The sequence below is a fragment of the Nesterenkonia salmonea genome, from assembly GCF_005771525.1.
GTDB lineage: Bacteria > Actinomycetota > Actinomycetes > Actinomycetales > Micrococcaceae > Nesterenkonia > Nesterenkonia salmonea.
Genome location: NZ_VAVZ01000032.1, coordinates 15,357 through 31,174 on the forward strand (window position 1 = coordinate 15,357; position 15,818 = coordinate 31,174).

General features: G+C 60.4%; 14 protein-coding genes. 7 read left to right on the top strand and 7 right to left on the bottom strand.

Translation table 11 applies throughout. From position 1 onward, the window contains the following. Positions 1-27 precede the first annotated feature (27 nt). The 4 genes from FEF26_RS11405 to FEF26_RS11420 all read left to right on the top strand — a co-directional run bounded on the left by FEF26_RS11405 (position 28) and on the right by FEF26_RS11420 (position 4,058). A complete protein-coding gene (locus FEF26_RS11405; RefSeq protein WP_208012909.1) occupies positions 28-807 on the top strand; it encodes a LamB/YcsF family protein in 780 nt (259 codons plus the stop codon). Next, positions 807-2,528: a 5-oxoprolinase subunit B/C family protein gene (locus FEF26_RS11410; RefSeq protein ID WP_138253663.1), complete on the top strand. Its 1,722-nt coding sequence runs from the start codon at positions 807-809 to the stop codon at positions 2,526-2,528. The genes FEF26_RS11405 and FEF26_RS11410 overlap by 1 nt, the downstream gene beginning before the upstream one ends. 147 nt (positions 2,529-2,675) lie before the next feature. Next, positions 2,676-2,993 carry a hypothetical protein gene (locus FEF26_RS11415; protein ID WP_138253664.1) on the top strand — a complete coding sequence of 106 codons (318 nt, stop codon included), beginning with the start codon at positions 2,676-2,678 and terminating at the stop codon, positions 2,991-2,993. Between the two features lie 111 nt (positions 2,994-3,104). Continuing rightward, positions 3,105-4,058 carry a DUF368 domain-containing protein gene (locus FEF26_RS11420; RefSeq protein WP_243730552.1) on the top strand — a complete coding sequence of 318 codons (954 nt, stop codon included), beginning with the start codon at positions 3,105-3,107 and terminating at the stop codon, positions 4,056-4,058. Between the two features lie 198 nt (positions 4,059-4,256). Here FEF26_RS11420 and FEF26_RS11425 read toward each other — a convergent pair whose 3' ends face one another. From FEF26_RS11425 to glsA, 3 genes are all read right to left on the bottom strand, one after another. Next, the gene (locus FEF26_RS11425) at positions 4,257-4,769 is read right to left on the bottom strand and encodes a CBS domain-containing protein (RefSeq protein WP_138253665.1); all 513 of its coding nucleotides are present in this window, start codon (positions 4,767-4,769) and stop codon (positions 4,257-4,259) included. Continuing rightward, on the bottom strand, positions 4,766-5,323 hold the full coding sequence (locus tag FEF26_RS11430; RefSeq protein WP_138253666.1) for a CBS domain-containing protein: 558 nt from the start codon (positions 5,321-5,323) through the stop codon (positions 4,766-4,768). Before FEF26_RS11430 ends, FEF26_RS11425 begins: the two co-directional genes overlap by 4 nt. A 105-nt stretch (positions 5,324-5,428) precedes the next feature. Further along, positions 5,429-6,511: a glutaminase A gene (gene glsA, locus FEF26_RS11435; RefSeq protein WP_138253667.1), complete on the bottom strand. Its 1,083-nt coding sequence runs from the start codon at positions 6,509-6,511 to the stop codon at positions 5,429-5,431. A gap of 43 nt (positions 6,512-6,554) precedes the next feature. Between glsA and FEF26_RS11440 the strand changes: the two genes are divergently transcribed. Next, positions 6,555-7,829, top strand: a complete 1,275-nt coding sequence (locus FEF26_RS11440) for a hypothetical protein (protein WP_138253668.1) — start codon at positions 6,555-6,557, stop codon at positions 7,827-7,829. 86 nt (positions 7,830-7,915) lie between these two features. Here the strand turns inward: FEF26_RS11440 and FEF26_RS11445 are convergent, their stop codons facing one another. Next, positions 7,916-9,352 carry a GH1 family beta-glucosidase gene (locus FEF26_RS11445; RefSeq protein ID WP_208012910.1) on the bottom strand — a complete coding sequence of 479 codons (1,437 nt, stop codon included), beginning with the start codon at positions 9,350-9,352 and terminating at the stop codon, positions 7,916-7,918. A 196-nt stretch (positions 9,353-9,548) separates the two neighbouring features. On the opposite strand from FEF26_RS11445, the gene FEF26_RS11450 reads away from it, so the two are divergent. Continuing rightward, positions 9,549-10,379 (top strand): hypothetical protein, encoded by an 831-nt coding sequence (locus FEF26_RS11450; protein WP_138253670.1) that lies wholly within the window; start codon positions 9,549-9,551, stop codon positions 10,377-10,379. Positions 10,380-10,443: 64 nt separating this feature from the next. Here the strand turns inward: FEF26_RS11450 and FEF26_RS11455 are convergent, their stop codons facing one another. After that, positions 10,444-11,802, bottom strand: coding sequence for a UDP-glucose dehydrogenase family protein (locus FEF26_RS11455; protein WP_138253671.1), 1,359 nt, complete (start codon positions 11,800-11,802; stop codon positions 10,444-10,446). A 282-nt stretch (positions 11,803-12,084) separates the two neighbouring features. Between FEF26_RS11455 and FEF26_RS11460 the strand changes: the two genes are divergently transcribed. Further along, entirely contained in the window at positions 12,085-13,659 is a 1,575-nt protein-coding gene (locus tag FEF26_RS11460) for an N-acetylneuraminate synthase family protein (RefSeq protein ID WP_166433011.1), read from the top strand. Positions 13,660-13,692: 33 nt separating this feature from the next. On the opposite strand, the gene FEF26_RS11465 is transcribed toward FEF26_RS11460, so the two are convergent. Continuing rightward, entirely contained in the window at positions 13,693-14,790 is a 1,098-nt protein-coding gene (locus FEF26_RS11465; RefSeq protein WP_138253673.1) for a hypothetical protein, read from the bottom strand. A gap of 41 nt (positions 14,791-14,831) precedes the next feature. Continuing rightward, complete coding sequence (locus tag FEF26_RS11470) at positions 14,832-15,707, bottom strand: hypothetical protein (RefSeq protein ID WP_138253674.1); 876 nt, start codon at positions 15,705-15,707, stop codon at positions 14,832-14,834. Positions 15,708-15,818: the final 111 nt, after the last annotated feature.

A 15,818-nucleotide genomic window follows, 5' to 3' on the forward strand; every position in this document is an offset into this window, starting at 1 on the left:
AGTTGATTCTTTCACGAGGGGGAGGCAGTGGTCGCAGATCTTCGTATCGACCTCAACGCCGATCTCGGCGAGGCATTCGGGGTGTGGAGCATGGGCGATGACGCCGCAATGCTCGCACAGGTCTCATCAGCCAATATAGCCTGCGGATTCCATGCCGGGGACCCTCAGAGCATGCGCACTACCGCCGGCAACGCGGCCAGCGCCGGGGTGGCCATCGGCGCGCATGTGGCTTACCGGGACTTAGCCGGATTCGGCCGGCGGTTCGTGGACGCCCACCCGGATGAGCTCTCCGCCGATGTGTACTACCAGCTCTGTGCCCTAGACGGTATGGCCCGTGCCGCAGGAGAGCAGGTCCGCTACGTCAAACCCCATGGTGCGCTGTATCACGCCTGTCACGATCACCGTCCGCACGCTGCCGCCGTGGTGGAGGCGATGACACTCTTTGCTGAGGCCACCGGCAGGCGGCTGCCCCTGCTGCTGGCCCCAGGTGCGCTCGCCCATGACCTGGCGGCTGAGCGCGGGTTCGCCACGCCGAAGGAGGTATTCGCTGACCGCGGCTACAACCCTGATGGGACCTTGGTCTCCCGGCGCGCCCCGGGTGCGGTGATCACCGATGTGCCGATCGTGGTGGAGGCTATGCAGCGGTTTGTGGAAGAAGGCACCATCATCGCCATCGACGGAACCGTCATACCCATGGAGGCCGAAAGTATCTGCCTCCATGGAGACACCCCCGGCGCGGTCGCCATGGCGGAGTCAGTGCGGGCAGCACTTGCCGGTACGGGTGCCAACATTGTGAGCTTCGCCTGATGCCCGATGCCGTGCACGCAGCTGGACAACGCGCCCTGCTGGCTGACTTCTCCACCCCAGCTGAGGTCTTGGCGTTCCACCGCCAGCTCACCGCCAAGCCGCTGCCCGGCCAGGTGGAGGTGGTCCCGGCCGCCCGAACAGTTCTGGTGGTGTTCCGCACCCGCAACCACACCCGTGAGGCTGCCAAACAGCTGCGCCGGGCGCGCGTCCGACCGGGCGTAGCAGGCGAAGGCCGCGAAGTGGAAATACGGGTCCAGTACGACGGCGCGGACTTAGAGACACTGGCAGATCACCTTGGTATGAGCAGGCAGGCGCTCATCGACTGGCACAGCTCAACCCGCTGGGTGGGTGGGTTCGCTGGGTTCGCCCCCGGATTCACCTACTGCCTACCGGAAGCTGTGGCCACGCGCAGGCGCCTGCGGAAGTCCGAACAGCCCTTTGAGGTACCCCGGCTCAGTTCTCCGCGCACCGAGGTCCCGGCCGGGTCGGTAGCACTGGCGGGGGAGTTCTCAGCGGTGTACCCGCGCAGCAGCCCAGGCGGGTGGCAGCTGATCGGCACTACTGACGCGGTGATGTGGGACTTGGACCGGCCTGAGCCTGCGCTGATCAGCCCCGGGGATGCGGTCAGCTATGTGCCGGTCACCGAGACGATCACTCTGAATGCGGTGGCATCTTCGGCTGCGCCGCGCCGCTACGTTCCGGCGGGTGACGCGGTGGTGGATGTGCTCGCTCCGGGGCCACAGTCGCTGTTACAAGATTTGGGCCGGCCCGGTCGGAGCGGCCAGGGAGTTCCACGCTCCGGTGCCGCTGATGCGCAGGCGCTGCGCCAGGCCAATGAGCTGGTCGGCAATGATGATTCTGCCGCTGGGTTCGAGGTCCTCTATGGTGGCCTTGAGCTGGCAGTGCGGCAGATTTCTGTGCTGGCGGTCACCGGCGCGGAGACTGCACTGCAAGTAGCCACACCTGCCGCCCCAGAGACCTCAAATATGGCAGTCAATGGCACTGGTGCGGCACGCCAATCGGGTGGCAGCACGCAAGAGACGGAAAGGGTGCGGGACGTCCCACTGCGGGCACCGTTCTTGATGTACCCGGGGGAGCGGCTGCGCCTTGGCGTGCCTGAGCGGGGCATCCGTAACTATGTGGCCTTCTCTGGAGGGCTCTCTGCTGACAAGGTGCTGGGCAGTGCGTCAACAGATCTGCTCTCAGGTTTGGGTCCGGCGCCGGTGACGTCAGGTGACACATTCGCCCTGGTCGGGGTGCCATCGGGTTTTGTGGGTATTGCCGATGTGGCGCGCACCGCGCTCCCGGAGGTGGATCAACCCACCCGGCTGAGGTTCGTCGTCGGGCCCCGGGATGAGTGGTTCGCTTCCCGGCACAGCAACCCCGGTCTTGACGCCCTGAAATCACTGAACTGGACGGTGTCTGAAGACTCCAACCGGATCGGGCTGCGCCTCACCGCAGGCGAGGAGAGCCCATCACCTGCCATTGAGCGAACCCGCACAGAGGAACTGCCCAGTGAGGCTATGGTCCGGGGTGCGATTCAGGTGCCTGGGTCGGGCGACCCTGTGCTGTTCTTGGCCGATCATCCGGTGACCGGCGGGTATCCAGTCATCGGCGTTGTGGTGCGTGAGGATCTGGGACTGGCGGCACAGCTTCCCCCCGGCGCCGAGGTCTGTTTCCAGGCGGTTGATCCCGACACTCTGGAACCGGTACTCACCTAATGCCGATCCCTGGACCTCTCTCCATGTCCGGGCAGGCATCGGTCTGACAGGGAATGATGTTCCCTGAGGGGGTTCCGTGTTCCGCCGCGTGCCCCTACCGTGGAGAAGAAGGAGTCCGCAACTGCGGTTCCTGGAAAGGAATCCTCGGTGGGAAAACTCCTCATTTCAAAATTCGGCGCCACCCAAACCATCGGAATGCCCGATGCCATGGTCCAAGCAATGGACACCGTAGTCATCGAGCGCTTCTCGGCAGGCAAAGGCCTGGCCTTGGACGGCATCAAAAGTCACGTGACGGAGTCAGCCGATACTGACACCAACGGTGTGACTGTCACCACTATGTGGCTCGCCCCTAGTGCCCCTATCAGTTTTGAATATGTCCGTGGCAGCGACGACGCCAGGACCACTGAGCACATCCAGACGATGCGTCAGTCCATCACTGAGACTGGCCGGATCACCATACGCTGAGCCACCGGCACGGCCGCGCCGCGAGCCTTCAGGTCAGACAACTACGCATTGCGGCACGATGGCAGGTGCTGGGTTTCAGCCGGGAACCCGGACTGGCGGTAGGCTTCATCCGTGACTCACGCCCCTGACTCCCCGAACGACTCCGATCATCAGCTTTCGCACGCCCCCGGCTACCGGCGCACGTCCGTTCCGGGCAATGTGATCCGCGGGGCGATGATCGGCGTGGTGGAGACTGTCCCTGGTGTTTCTGGGGGGACTGTTGCCTTGGTGGTGGGAATCTACCGGCAGCTGATTGATTCAGCCTCCGCGGTGGTCTCTGCCCTCCGTGTCATGGTGACGGGTCCTGACCGGGTCACTAATGCGGGTGCGTATTTATCTTTGGTGCAGTGGCGGGTGATCATCCCTGTGATCATCGGAATGGTGGTCGGCCTGCTGACGGCGGTGCAGTTCATCGGCGGATGGGTGGAGAACTACCCTGAGCTGACTCGGGCGGCGTTCTTCGGCATGGTGCTGGTCTCTATCGTGGTCCCGTTCCGGATGGCGCTGCACTCTGCTGGCGGTGCGTTGAGCCCCAAGCACTGGTTATTGGGCGCTGCGGCTGTGGCGGTGACTTTTGTGCTGGTGTCACTTCCACCGAACCAGGTGGAGCCGCACTGGTGGTTGGTTCTGCCAGCCGCAGCAGTGGCGGTCTCGGCGCTGCTGCTGCCTGGGCTGTCGGGTTCCTTCTTGCTGCTGACCTTCGGGCTCTATGAGCCGACGATTGGCGCGGCCCGGGACCTAGACTTCGGCTACCTTGGGGTGTTCTTCGCCGGGGCAGTGCTCGGTATGGTCAGCATTGTGAAGGGGTTGAAGTGGCTGCTTGATCACCATCACACGGTGACCATGGTGGTCCTCTCCGGCGTGATGCTGGGCGCGCTGCGTACTTTGTGGCCTTGGCAGACCGAGGACCGCGGGCTGCTGGCCCCCGACGACCTCTTGGGACCAGCTGCTGCCATTGCCGCCGCAGGCGCTGCAGTAGTGGGAGTCCTCGTCATCCTCGACGCACGCCTCTCCCGCGCCGAATAGGGCTCAGATCTCGAACCCGACACGCTGTTCAGGGTTCGGACCAGCAGAGCGTCGCCGAGGCCGTCCAGATACTTGCGGACAGTGGACTCTCCCATATCGAGTGTGCTGATTTGCCGGGTAAGGGGGTGGTTTCAGGGTTCCCAATAATTGGATATTCACCCAGCTGTTCTACCTTGACGCAGACAATTCCTTGGGAGCCTAACTCAGGTCCTGCAGGGCAAGTTCTTGGAGCGCGGCGGGCCGGTGTTCAGCGCACCATTGTAGCACCGAGGTCGGTTCCAGCACGCCACAGACCGTATTTCTTTCCAAGACTAAAAGGGGGCGAAGGCCCTCTTCCATCAGCAGGCTGATGGCTGCATCGAAAGAGTCGTCGGCATTCAAGAATCGGTCGGAGGCTACGATCACGTTCCCACACCGCATATCTGCCCAGTGGTCGGGATACTTGCGCTTGAGCTGCTTGATGTCGAAGCAGGAGACGACGCCGAGAGGTCCTTCTTCCGGGTCAGCAATAGCCAGGTACTCCACGCCCGCGGTCTCCAGGTGCTTCAACGCACTATCCATGCACTCCGAAGCCAGCACATGGCCCGGCACAGGCAGGAGCGCCTCGCGCAGCGTTGATGGGACACTAGGCGCTGCCGGGGTAGCCGCTGGTGGTGTTACTGAGGCGGCCGGACGCGGCGTATGGGAAGGACCAGGCTGGGTGGTGGTCATCGGGTGTCTGCCTCTCCGGAGTCTGAATTGTGCGTTTCGTCGTCGGAGAAGAGGTCCTCCCATAGCGGTGGGTCGTGCTCTTGGCACCAGGTGCGCACATCGACTGAACGCAGAAGGCCTAGCGCCTCGTTTCTTTGGCACACCAGTAGGGTTCGGACGCCTGTTCTGCGGTATTCAGCGAGTACTTCCACCACCGATTGGTGGGCGAGTATGGGCCCTTGGTCCGCGGGGATCCCAGTGGTGCACGGCTGGGTTTGCCATCCCGTGGGGTTCCGCTGCGCGGCAGCGAGCACATCGCCGGCAGAGAGGATACCTACCACCGCGCCGTTGAGTTTCACCACTGCGAAGGCTTCATCACTGAGTGTTATGAGTTCAGCCGCTTGACGCAGCGAATGCGTCCCCTCGATGATCGGGTCGAGTGGGCTCATCAAGGCCGCAACGGAGGTGACCCTCAGCACATCGGGATCAACGGGCAGTTGCTCATGGGGCTGAGCTGTGGGCGAGGCGTGTGGGAGGGTTCCGCCGGAGCGGTCATTGGGCAGCGTGTGGGTCATGGACTTCCACTTAAAAGTCAGAGTCGATGAATCCGCTGCTTGAATTCGCTGACATAATCCTAATCACACCGCAGGCGGCTGACCAAAACGGCGATGAGTCGCTGACTAGGAGCCCGAGTGCTTGCGTTCTTCGGATGCTCGCTCGGAGAGCTCCTTGAGGAACTGGGCGACGTCGCGGCGCTCACTGGCCATCAGATGCAGCCCTAGATCTGCGCAGAGCCGGGCGAACATCTCTACGCCCTGGATGCTGTTTCCCTCATCATCGAGCCGAGGAGCGAACGATGCCAGGCCTACTTGTCCTGGCAGGACTCCGATGATTCCACCGGAGATGCCGGATTTGGCGGGTATTCCGATCCTGGCGAGCCAGCGGCCGGAGCCGTCGTACATGCCGCAAGTGGCCATGACGCTGAGTGTCCGGCGGGCGGACTCTTCGGACACCACGCGTTCACCTGACTCCGGGTGCACCCCGTTATTGGCCAGGGTGGCGGCCATGCGCGCGATGTCGCGGACGGTGACGAGTACACAGCACTGATCGGTGTAGCCGCGGACGGCTTCCTCAGGTTCGGTCGCGAGCACGTCATGGGTCTTGAGCATGTGGGCGATCGCGAGGTTGCGGTAGTCCTTGCTGTATTCGTCTTCGGCCAGCTCATGATCAACGCTCAGGTCCCGGCCGGCGAACGCGCTGAGACCTTCAACGATTCTGGCTGTGCGGCGCTGCACGTCCTTGCTGTGTGAGGTGGTGTGCTCTGCGTTGCTCTCGGCATCTTCCGGGTTTCGGCTCACCAGCTGGTGCGTGACAATAGCCCCGGCGTTGATCAGTGGGTTCAGCGGCCGACCCGTTCCGCCTTCAAGGGACAGTTCGTTGAAGGCCTCGCCGGAGGGCTCTGTTCCTACTGCCTCATGCACGCGTTCCAGTCCAGCGTCATCCAGGGCAAGTGCATAGACGAACGGCTTGGAAATGGACTGGATGGTGAAGTAGAAGTCATCATCCCCGGCGGCATATTCTGAACCATCGGCGGTGACCAGGGCCAAAGCGTGCAGGGCTGGATCGGTCGCCCCGGGGGCGGGTATGTCTTCGGAGACTTCCCCTGAGGTGTCTTCGCCGCATTCAGCGAGGACATGGTCGAGGTACTCGCTCACCGAGGAGGCACGCTCGGGTTGTCCGAGGTCAGTAGAGGTTCGTGTCATGGCGACACCCTAGCCGCGAATCGCATTCTGGCAGAATGAGTTCATGGATGAGGATGCGGGGCAGAGAAGCCGAGACACCATTGCTGTTGTGGAGGATGGGGACGGCGTACTCCTCTTAGGCTCAGAGGGGAAGCTCTCTGAATTGGACAATCACCCTGAGCTGAAGCCCCGGCGTCTATCTAGCTTCACTCTTTCAAGGGCCGGAAACGTTCTTGGTGCAGTGTCCGGAATGCAGGCCTCGAGTGGAAGATGGCTGAAACTCGACGGTGAATCCTCCGCCTTTCTCCTTGAGAACGGGATTCTTAACCCACAAGCGGGGGTTGTGCGTGCCGAGAATGGGCGCATTCTCAAACATCTGAAGTTTGAAAACGCTGCTCTGCTCACTCCCGCTGCTCCGGCCGCGCTCTCCGCGTTAGCGACACAGGCAGCTTTGGAAGCTGCTCTTGACGACATACAGCGGTACCTTGCCTCCATCGACGCCAAACTCGATCGATTACTCAAGCAGCGGAAGGTTGAGGTGCTCGGGCAACTCGGTGGTGTGACTCTTTCCATCGATGAGGCACATGCGCTCTACACCCGTGCTGGGCGAATTTCTGCCGTCACGTGGTCCAAGGTTCAGGCAAATTCACTTCAGTTGCAGACTATGCAGGCGGAAGCTGTGGCCCAGCTTGATGCTCTTGCAGAAAACCTGAGGGACCGAGTTGGAGATATTGATGGCTCAGCTCACGTGCTCGCCGATGTTCGCGAAGACGCCCCGTTCTGGCTGGGTGTTTTGGCACGATGCGTGGCGCTGCAGGACCGTCAGTACGTCATCGAGCTCGCCAGAGTTGCAGACGAAGAGCCAGACCAGCTCGAATCCCATCACGACGGCATCAGGACGGCCCGTGCAGATAGGGCACAGAGAATAGGACAAAGGCTCAAGGCGATCAGGGAGTCAGTCGAAGGTTGCGCAGACTTATCGAATCTCGACCGCGTTGCCAATCCCTTCACCTCTCAACGCATCACCAGCGGGGCCAATAGCGTCAATCAGACCATCACAGAGTTCGCTGAGCACGCTGCCTTGAATCTCACGGGCTACGACCATCTTGAATCCGTGGCCTGGGGAAGTGCTGCCAAAGCTGTTATTGGCGACGTCGGGTCGAAAGCGGGACCCGCTGGTGGTCATGTGGCCAAACAAGCGAAAGGAATAGGAAACCGCCTGCAGGCAAGGCGCGAGGCCGCACTGGTCTCGAAGCTGGAGAAGGTTCAAAATAAGCGTAAAGCCGCGCTCAAGAAAGCAGAGACGAGAAAATCAGGGCAAGACGGGCTTCCCGAGTGAGCTCAGGATTCTGAGTCGCTAGGGACCCGTTTGCTTCCGCTATGAACGTAGATATCCGACGCACAATTGCAGAGGCAAAAGCCATGTCAACGTGGAATGGACGCCACTCCGGGGATTCTGCGGGTACGGATCAATTCGGCAAACCAGCTGGCACTGTCCTTCGGAAGTCGTTCCAGTGTCTCGTAATCGACCCTCACGATCCCAAAGCGCTTGGAGTAGCCGTACCCCCACTCAAAGTTGTCGAACAGAGACCACACTAGGTAGCCCCGCAGATCCACTCCACGTGAAATTGCTCGGTGGGCGGCAACCAGATGTCGACGTATGTAGTCGGCGCGTTCGACGTCGTGGATAAGGCCCGCTTCCACCACATCGTCGAAAGCCGCACCGTTCTCGGTGATCATGAGTGGTTGGTCAGGAAACTTTTGGTGGAGGGACACCAGGAGGTCCTCCAACCCATCAGGCGCAATATTCCACCCCATCGCCGTATAGGGGCCGTCCTGTTGGACAAACTCCACCTCATCCGCTCCGGGCCACGCCGAACCACCGACATCTTTGTGACCGTCATGACGTTCTTTAGTGCCTTCACGGTCCCACGTTCGTACTGTGGTCGTGGAGTAATAGTTGACTCCCAGCAGGTCCAGAGGTTGGTGTATTTGTTCCATGTCATCGTCGATTACGAATGACCAGTCGGTCACAGAGGCTGTGGTGTCAATCAGGTCCCGGGGATACTCGCCTCGGAGCATAGGGCGAGTGAACGCCTGGTTTGCCAGCGCGTCGATCGCCACAACTGCGGCGTGGGAATATTCATCGACAGATCTCACCTGATGAAAGTTCAGAGTCACTGAGTATTGCGGTGAGTTCGAAGCCGTCTCGCGAAGGCGTTGAATGCCAAGACCGTGCGCCAGATTCAGATGATGTACTGCCTGCAGTGCTGCTTCCGGGTCCGTGCGGCCAGGTGCGTGGGCACCAGAACCGTAGCCCAGGTACGCAGTGCACCATGGCTCATTGAGAGTGCTCCAGGTAGCGACACGGTCACCCAGGGCCTGGCCCATCATGGCTGCGTAGTCAGCGAAACGGTATGCGGTGTCGCGTGCTGGCCACCCTCCAGCGTCTTCGAGTGCTTGTGGGAGGTCCCAGTGGTAGAGCGTGGCAATCGGCTGGATGCCACGTGTTAGGAGACCGTCCACCAGACGGTCATAGAAGTCGATCCCGTCACGGAGGGGTTGACCTACGCCCTGCGGCTGAATTCTGGGCCATGCGATGGAGAATCTGTAGGCCTCGAGGCCCAGTTCCTTCATGAGGTCGAGGTCTTCTTCCAGCCGGTGATAGTGGTCGACTGCCACGTCACCGGTGTCGCCGTTCCAGACCTTGCCTGGCGTTTTGGAGAAGGTGTCCCAGATTGAAGGACCACGTCGTCCCTCGGCGAACCCGCCTTCCACCTGGTAGGACGCCGTGGCGGCACCTAGAAGAAAGTTCGTGGGGAAGCACAGACCAGTTTCCCTGTAGTCGTATGTTCCTGTCATTGTCATTCCTCCGGGTGATGGTTCGAAGTGGCGGCTCTCGCGCCGCCACGACCCGTCCTCTACTGTGTCACCAATCGAGTGTTGGGCCCAGGCCTGTTATAGCGGAAAGGCAGGCCAGAGTCGCGACCTGAAAATGCCACGGCGTTTCATGGGTTGAGTCGCTCGTTCTGTCTCAGTTGTGAACTAAGATCTCGATGTGAAGGCAAAGAAGACGTCGATTAACAACCTGAAGAACGTGACCATAAGCGAGTGGGGCGGTCCTGAGAGCCTCCGCTTGAACGAGCGTGTTCTCTACACGGAAAAGACTGCAGACGGTGACCAGTACGACTTCGTATTTGCGCCGAAGCAAGAGTCTGGTCGTCTGATCGTCTTCTTCTCGGGAGATGCCCGGCGTACCAAGTTTGAACCGCCGGTCTTTCAGAGATGGAGTTGGGCCTCGAAGTTTCCGGCCAACTGCCTGTACTTTTCCGACCCGGCGCTTTACCTCAATGACCAGCTTGGGCTGGCCTGGTATGCCGGGGGTCAGGGCACCGACTACTTGGAACACATCTGGGGAATCGTGAATTCGATTCTTCCCACATTGGGAGTGGCTCCTGGACGAGTCTTCTCTTACGGGTCGAGTGGAGGGGGATTCGCTGCGCTGCGTTCGGCTCAGTACTTCCATGGGCTGCGCGTCGTTGCCATCAACCCCCAGACAGACCTGTGGGCGTACCCGCAGAAATGGACGTCGCGCCTTGCCCGCGCGGCCTACGGAGTTGGAACTCTGAAGGATGTGAGCCCCGATGAGCACTACAAGTTCACGACCCTAGATCGTCGGACCTTGGACGGGGCACAGGAGATTTTTCTCGCCCAGAACATCCAGGATTGTGATCACCACTGGAACCACTTCGAACCGTTTCGGCAGTTCGCGCACCTCACATCGAACAGCCGAAAACTCACCACCAAACTGTTCTCAGACCCTTCTGGTCACGCCGGCGCTGAAGACGAAGAGACCTTTTCTCACATCATGGGTTTTCTCCAACAGTGAAGAAGAGGCGGTGATGGCGCACTGCTGAGCGCCCTCACCTTCCCCTCGTTGTTCGGGTGACCCCTCAGATTGAGCCTTCTGGCTGTTTGCGGCCGAGTTGGGTGAAGGTCCAGTTGGCGGTTTCCCAGGTGGTGGGGTTGAGGACGTTGCGGGCGTCGATGATGCGGCGGGTGGTGACTTTGTTGTTGAGGTTCTCGGGGGTGAGGGTTTTGAACTCGTCCCATTCGGTGGTGAGGATGACCAGTTCTGCCCCGGTGACGGCCTCATCCAGGGTGGGGGTGTAGGTGATGCGTGGGTAGCGTTTCGCCGCGTTGTGGCTGCCCTGTGGGTCATAAACCTGTACGTCAGCACCGGCGTTGAAGAGCCGGGCGGCGACGTCGAGGCCGGGGGAGTCGCGGACGTCATCGGAGAGCGGTTTGAACGTGATGCCCAGGACGGCGATCTTTTTACCGATGACGTCTTGGCTGAGCAGGTCGAAGGCCAGAGCGACGGCCTTTTTACGCCGGCGGAGGTTGATCTGGTCCATTTCATCAAGGAACCGCATCGAATGGTCCAGGCCGAGTTCCGCGACCCGTGTTTGTAGGGCTCGGATGTCTTTGGGCAGGCACCCGCCGCCGAAGCCGACTCCGGCGTTGAGGAATTTACGGCCGATCCTTGTGTCGTGGCCGATGGCATCTGCCAGGGTGGTGATGTCACCGCCGACGGTTTCGGTGACTTCAGCGAAGGCGTTGATGAAGCTGATCTTCGTGGCCAGGAACGCGTTGGCGGCGACTTTGACCAGTTCCGCGGTCTGGTAGTCGGTGCTGATCCACGGGGTATCCCGGCCTAGGGCTTCGGCGTAGACCTGGCGGAGGACGTTCTCGTCGTCCTCGTGGGTGGTGCCGACGACGAGCCTGTCGGGGGTGATGGTGTCTTCTACGGCGAAGCCTTCGCGCAAAAACTCGGGGTTCCAGGCCAGGGAGACATTCACCCCGGGGTTTTTGGTGTCCTGGACGAGGTCGGCGAGGCGTGCTGCGGTGCCGACGGGGACAGTGGATTTACCCACGATGAGGCTGTCTTTGGTGATGGCTTGGGTGAGGGTGGTGGTGGCGGCATCGACGTAGGTCATATCAGCCCCGGTGCCGCCCTTGACTTGGGGGGTGCCCACGGCGATGAAGTGCACATCGGCCCAGGCGCCGACGTCGTTGAGGTCGGTGGTGAAGCGCAGTTGTCCTGATTGGACGTGTTTGCGGATAAGTTCGGGCAGGCCGGGTTCATGGAAGGGTAGGTCACCGGCGGAGAGGGAGGCGATCTTCTCTGGGTCGATATCGACCCCGACCACGTTGAACCCCAGCTCAGCCATACACGCAGCATGGGTAGCACCAAGATAACCAGTACCAATAACACTTACGTTCTCTACAGTCGCAGTCACGCGGACCATCATAGGCACATTTCGTGACGAGGCTTCGAAAACAGCGCGAACCTCGTGTCGTCACGCTANCTTACGTTCTCTACAGTCGCAGTCACGCGGACCATCATAGGCACATTTCGTGACGAGGCTTCGAAAACAGCGCGAACCTCGTGTCGTCACGCTAGTTACGGTGTGATGAGGGCGGACTACACTGAGCGTGGCGCAATGCCTCCTTATGGATGCGTCCCCGGAAAGGTTTTCGGGAGTGATCTGGTCCAAGATTCAATGCGAAAGATAGTGGTGAAGGCACCCATCATGATGAAGCCCTCTGCAGAGTCGATTTCCCGCTTGGCAGCTTCCACGGCCGCTCAGTACAGCTCTGACACCATTGTCATCCTGGGCAAAGGGCCCTCTGCCGATCAAGTACATTCGCGAGTTTTCAAGGATGCAGTGGTCATCGGCATCAATGATGCTGAGCGCATCCACCCGACGGATATCACTATCTTCTACGAGGACTGGGTGGGGGAGTCGGTCGCTGAGGATGGTCTCCGTTCCAGCGCTTACGTGACCTCCACCAGTTTCCGCGCTCCAGACCGCACAGTGGTCCGTCTGCCCTTCCAGCCACTATCCAATGACGCTGAGGACCAGGTGCTACTGCGTTTCCAGGACCGCAGCGAAGTCGCCATTGAAGAGGCGATGTTCCTCACCGGACTCGAGATCGCCCGCGCGATTGCCGACCACCGTGATCGGCAACAAACCGTCTACATGGTCGGTTTCGATTTCACCCCTGACGCTGGACAGGCCCGGGCTGCCTCCTCCCAGTACAGTCCGGAACTCTCAGCCCGTCGTCGGGCAGGAATCGAACTGCAGGAGTACATCCTGCAGAACGCTCTCTACACGCTCAAAGATACGAATCTTGACGTTCAGCACGTCGGCACTCGCGAGTTCTCCCAGCTCACCGCAGAGCTGCTCAATGAGCGCTTCCACGTTGCCGTCGAAGAATCTGACGTGCCGCAGCCAGTCGACTACGAAGACGTGATCATGCCGACTGTGGAAGTCACAGCGGAGATCACTACGAATCACTTCGGTGACCTCGACCGTTTGGAGAAGTTGGTGCGCGCTGCGCATTCTGCGGGGGCTGACTGGGTGAAGGTGCAGAAGCGCGATGTCGAGACCTTTTACACGCAAGAACAACTCGCATCAGCTTATAAGTCACCATTCGGCAATACCTTCGGTGATTACCGGCGCCAGCTTGAGCTTGGCAAAGACGGTTTCAGGTTCCTTGATGAGCTAACGAAAGATCTAGGTATTGGTTGGTTCGCTTCGGTTTTGGACAAGCCCTCCTTCCAATGGTTGACCAATGACGTTGAGGTGCCCCTGGTCAAGCTCCCCTCCACGATCTCGGAGAAGCGGGACTATCTGAAGTACGTCGCTGAGAACTACAGCGGATCAGTGGTCATCTCCACAGGCATGACAGATAAGTCCTATGAGGACTGGCTTCTGCAAACCTTCACCCAGCAAGAGGCTCTCTACCTGTTGCACTGCAACTCGGCTTATCCCACTCCGGACGAGCACACCAACATCGGCGTGGTGCGCCACTACGCGAACTTAGCTGCTCAGCAGAAACAGCAGGAAGGTCCCAGGATTGTTCCGGGGTACTCCAGCCATGACTACGGTTGGATGGCTTCGGCTCTTGCTGTGGCTGCAGGCGCGGAGATGGTGGAGAAGCACGTCAAGCTCGGCAACACCGAGTGGGCCCATTTTGACGCCGTTGCCGTGGACCTGACGACCGATGCCTTCACTGAATACGTCAGCGCGGTCCGCCAAGCTCAACTTCACGTGGGATCTACGCAGAAAAGAATCACAGCCAGCGAGCACCACAAGTACTAGTGAGACGGCCGCGCAACTCGCCTCTCGAGCGAGTCAGCGGGACGTCGCGATCATCTGGTCGAGAATCGCCAACCCTACTCGCCTCGGTGTGCCATAGGCGGGGTATAGGAACTCAGAGATATCAGCACCTGGGTTCACATCGACCACCACTGCTCCTTCAGCGCTATCGAGTGAGGGAGTCATGATGTCCACCGCTGTGGCTGCGAGCCCTGGGAAGGCCCACATCGCGTCCACGGCAAGGCTCTTCAGCTCCGGGCTGACAGTCTCTAGTACGTCGGCGCTCAACGCCCCGGAAGATTCTGCGATCGGTTCAGAGTCCAAGAACACCACAGAGCCGCCTTCAGGAACATCCTGAGAAACACCATTAGGTCCTTCTTGCGGTGCCGTTTCCTGACTGACTGAACGTTTCTTGAGGTACGCGCACTTCTTGCGGCGTGTCTCTTCTTTCCTGAGAAGTGTGGCCGTGTCAGATTTCCCATCTCCCACCACGTACAGGGGGATACGCACAATGGCGGCCCACACGGTCTCACGCACAACGTAGACGCGCAGCAGCAGCCCTTCGGAGAGGGCTTCTACCTCGATGAGACGCTCCAACGGTCGTAAATCGGAGCAGGCCTCGGAGGCCTTCTTCCAGGCTTCCCGAAAGCCCTGTGCACCCTCAACCATCGTGGTCACGCCGCCCGTGGTCTGCCGAGAGGCAGGACGAATCATCACAGGAGTGCTGAATCCGCCTGCGAACCTTTCGGCGGAGGACTCTTGTTCCGGCCGGAAAACATGCCCCGGCGCCACGGGGATAGAGGAAGCGCTGAGGTATTGCCGCATAATCTGCCGAGACTGGGCGGCTCGGCGACTCTGGTGGCTGACTAGCGTTGAATACCGGCCGTCAAGGCCGCCGATGACTTTTCCGGCCCGGGAAAGTGAGTACAGAAATTGTCCCTTGGAGGGCGAGAGGCGCTGCGGGGTGATCCTGCGCCGCCTCTTCGCGTCGTCCAGAAGGCTGCCTCGGTGGCTCTCCACCTGCTCCCACAGGTTAATCTCGGTGCCGTGCTTCGCAAGGAGATCACGGACCAGAACCTCATAGGGCGTTGGTGGGCTCACCGGTGAGGGAGTTGTTGCGGGGGAAGACGCCATGGGGACAAGGATAACCGCCGACTGCCTCTGGCCAGGGTGCCTTACTGGGGCTTCCCAAAACGCTCCAGGCCCTGGGCAATGCTTTCCCGGAACAATCGGGGAGTCGGCGGTTCGTGCGCGTTTGGCCCGTCGTAGAGTTCGAACCAGACATTCTGCGCATTGGGAGATGCTTCGATCGCCTTTCGAAAAGGGGCGTAGTGCTTCTCGACATGGTGGGGATCGTGGCGATTCTGGAAATACAGAACGCTATTGTCACGGGGAGTCGCATACTGCCTGAGCGCTGAGCCGCGCGCTCCGAGGGCTCTGGCCCACTTCCGGCGGGAACCCTGCTCTGGTTCGAGCTGCGGCATTACGCGCCTGAGGAAGTTGGCCTGAGCGTTCCAGCGGTACCGGCCAATACTCGTCTGCGCGTTACAGGGCACGGCGATACTGCCTGGCAGGTAGGAAGAAACCTGGAGTGAGGCGAAACCGCCCCCTGAGGATCCCGCCAGCAGCGCAGAGCTCGCTCCAACTGCCTCCGCAGCTTTGGAGACTACCGATGCTAGAACGGGAAAGAGATCGAGCTCTTCCCAGCCGATGTACCAACCCAATAGGAGCTTCGGGTCGAGAGTGAGTGTCGGGTCTGACAGATATAAGCAGTTGTAGGGCGTCTTCTGCAGCGTTCGGAGCCACTCGAAGCGCGGCAAGTGGTGGTGGCCCTTGACCATCATGCCGTGGAAAGCCACCACGAGTACGTCGCTGGACTTCACCACCAGGAGCGCATCAAGTGTCGCCCGCCCGCCAACGGGAACTCGATACCTCAACCCACCCATGTTGGCTGAGGGTGAGAAATCCTCAACACTGGACACTTCGTGAACCGGCACGTTCGTGCCGCCTCGTTCGATGGCGTCTGCGGCCAAAGAGCAAGAGCGATCCATGAAATCTTCTTTCTGGAGTGTGACGTGTAGTCGGGACATGGGAGCCCAAGGCGTCGTATTTCCTGTTCGGGAAACATCTCACTGTTATTCTGAGTTGGGCCGTGCATGACG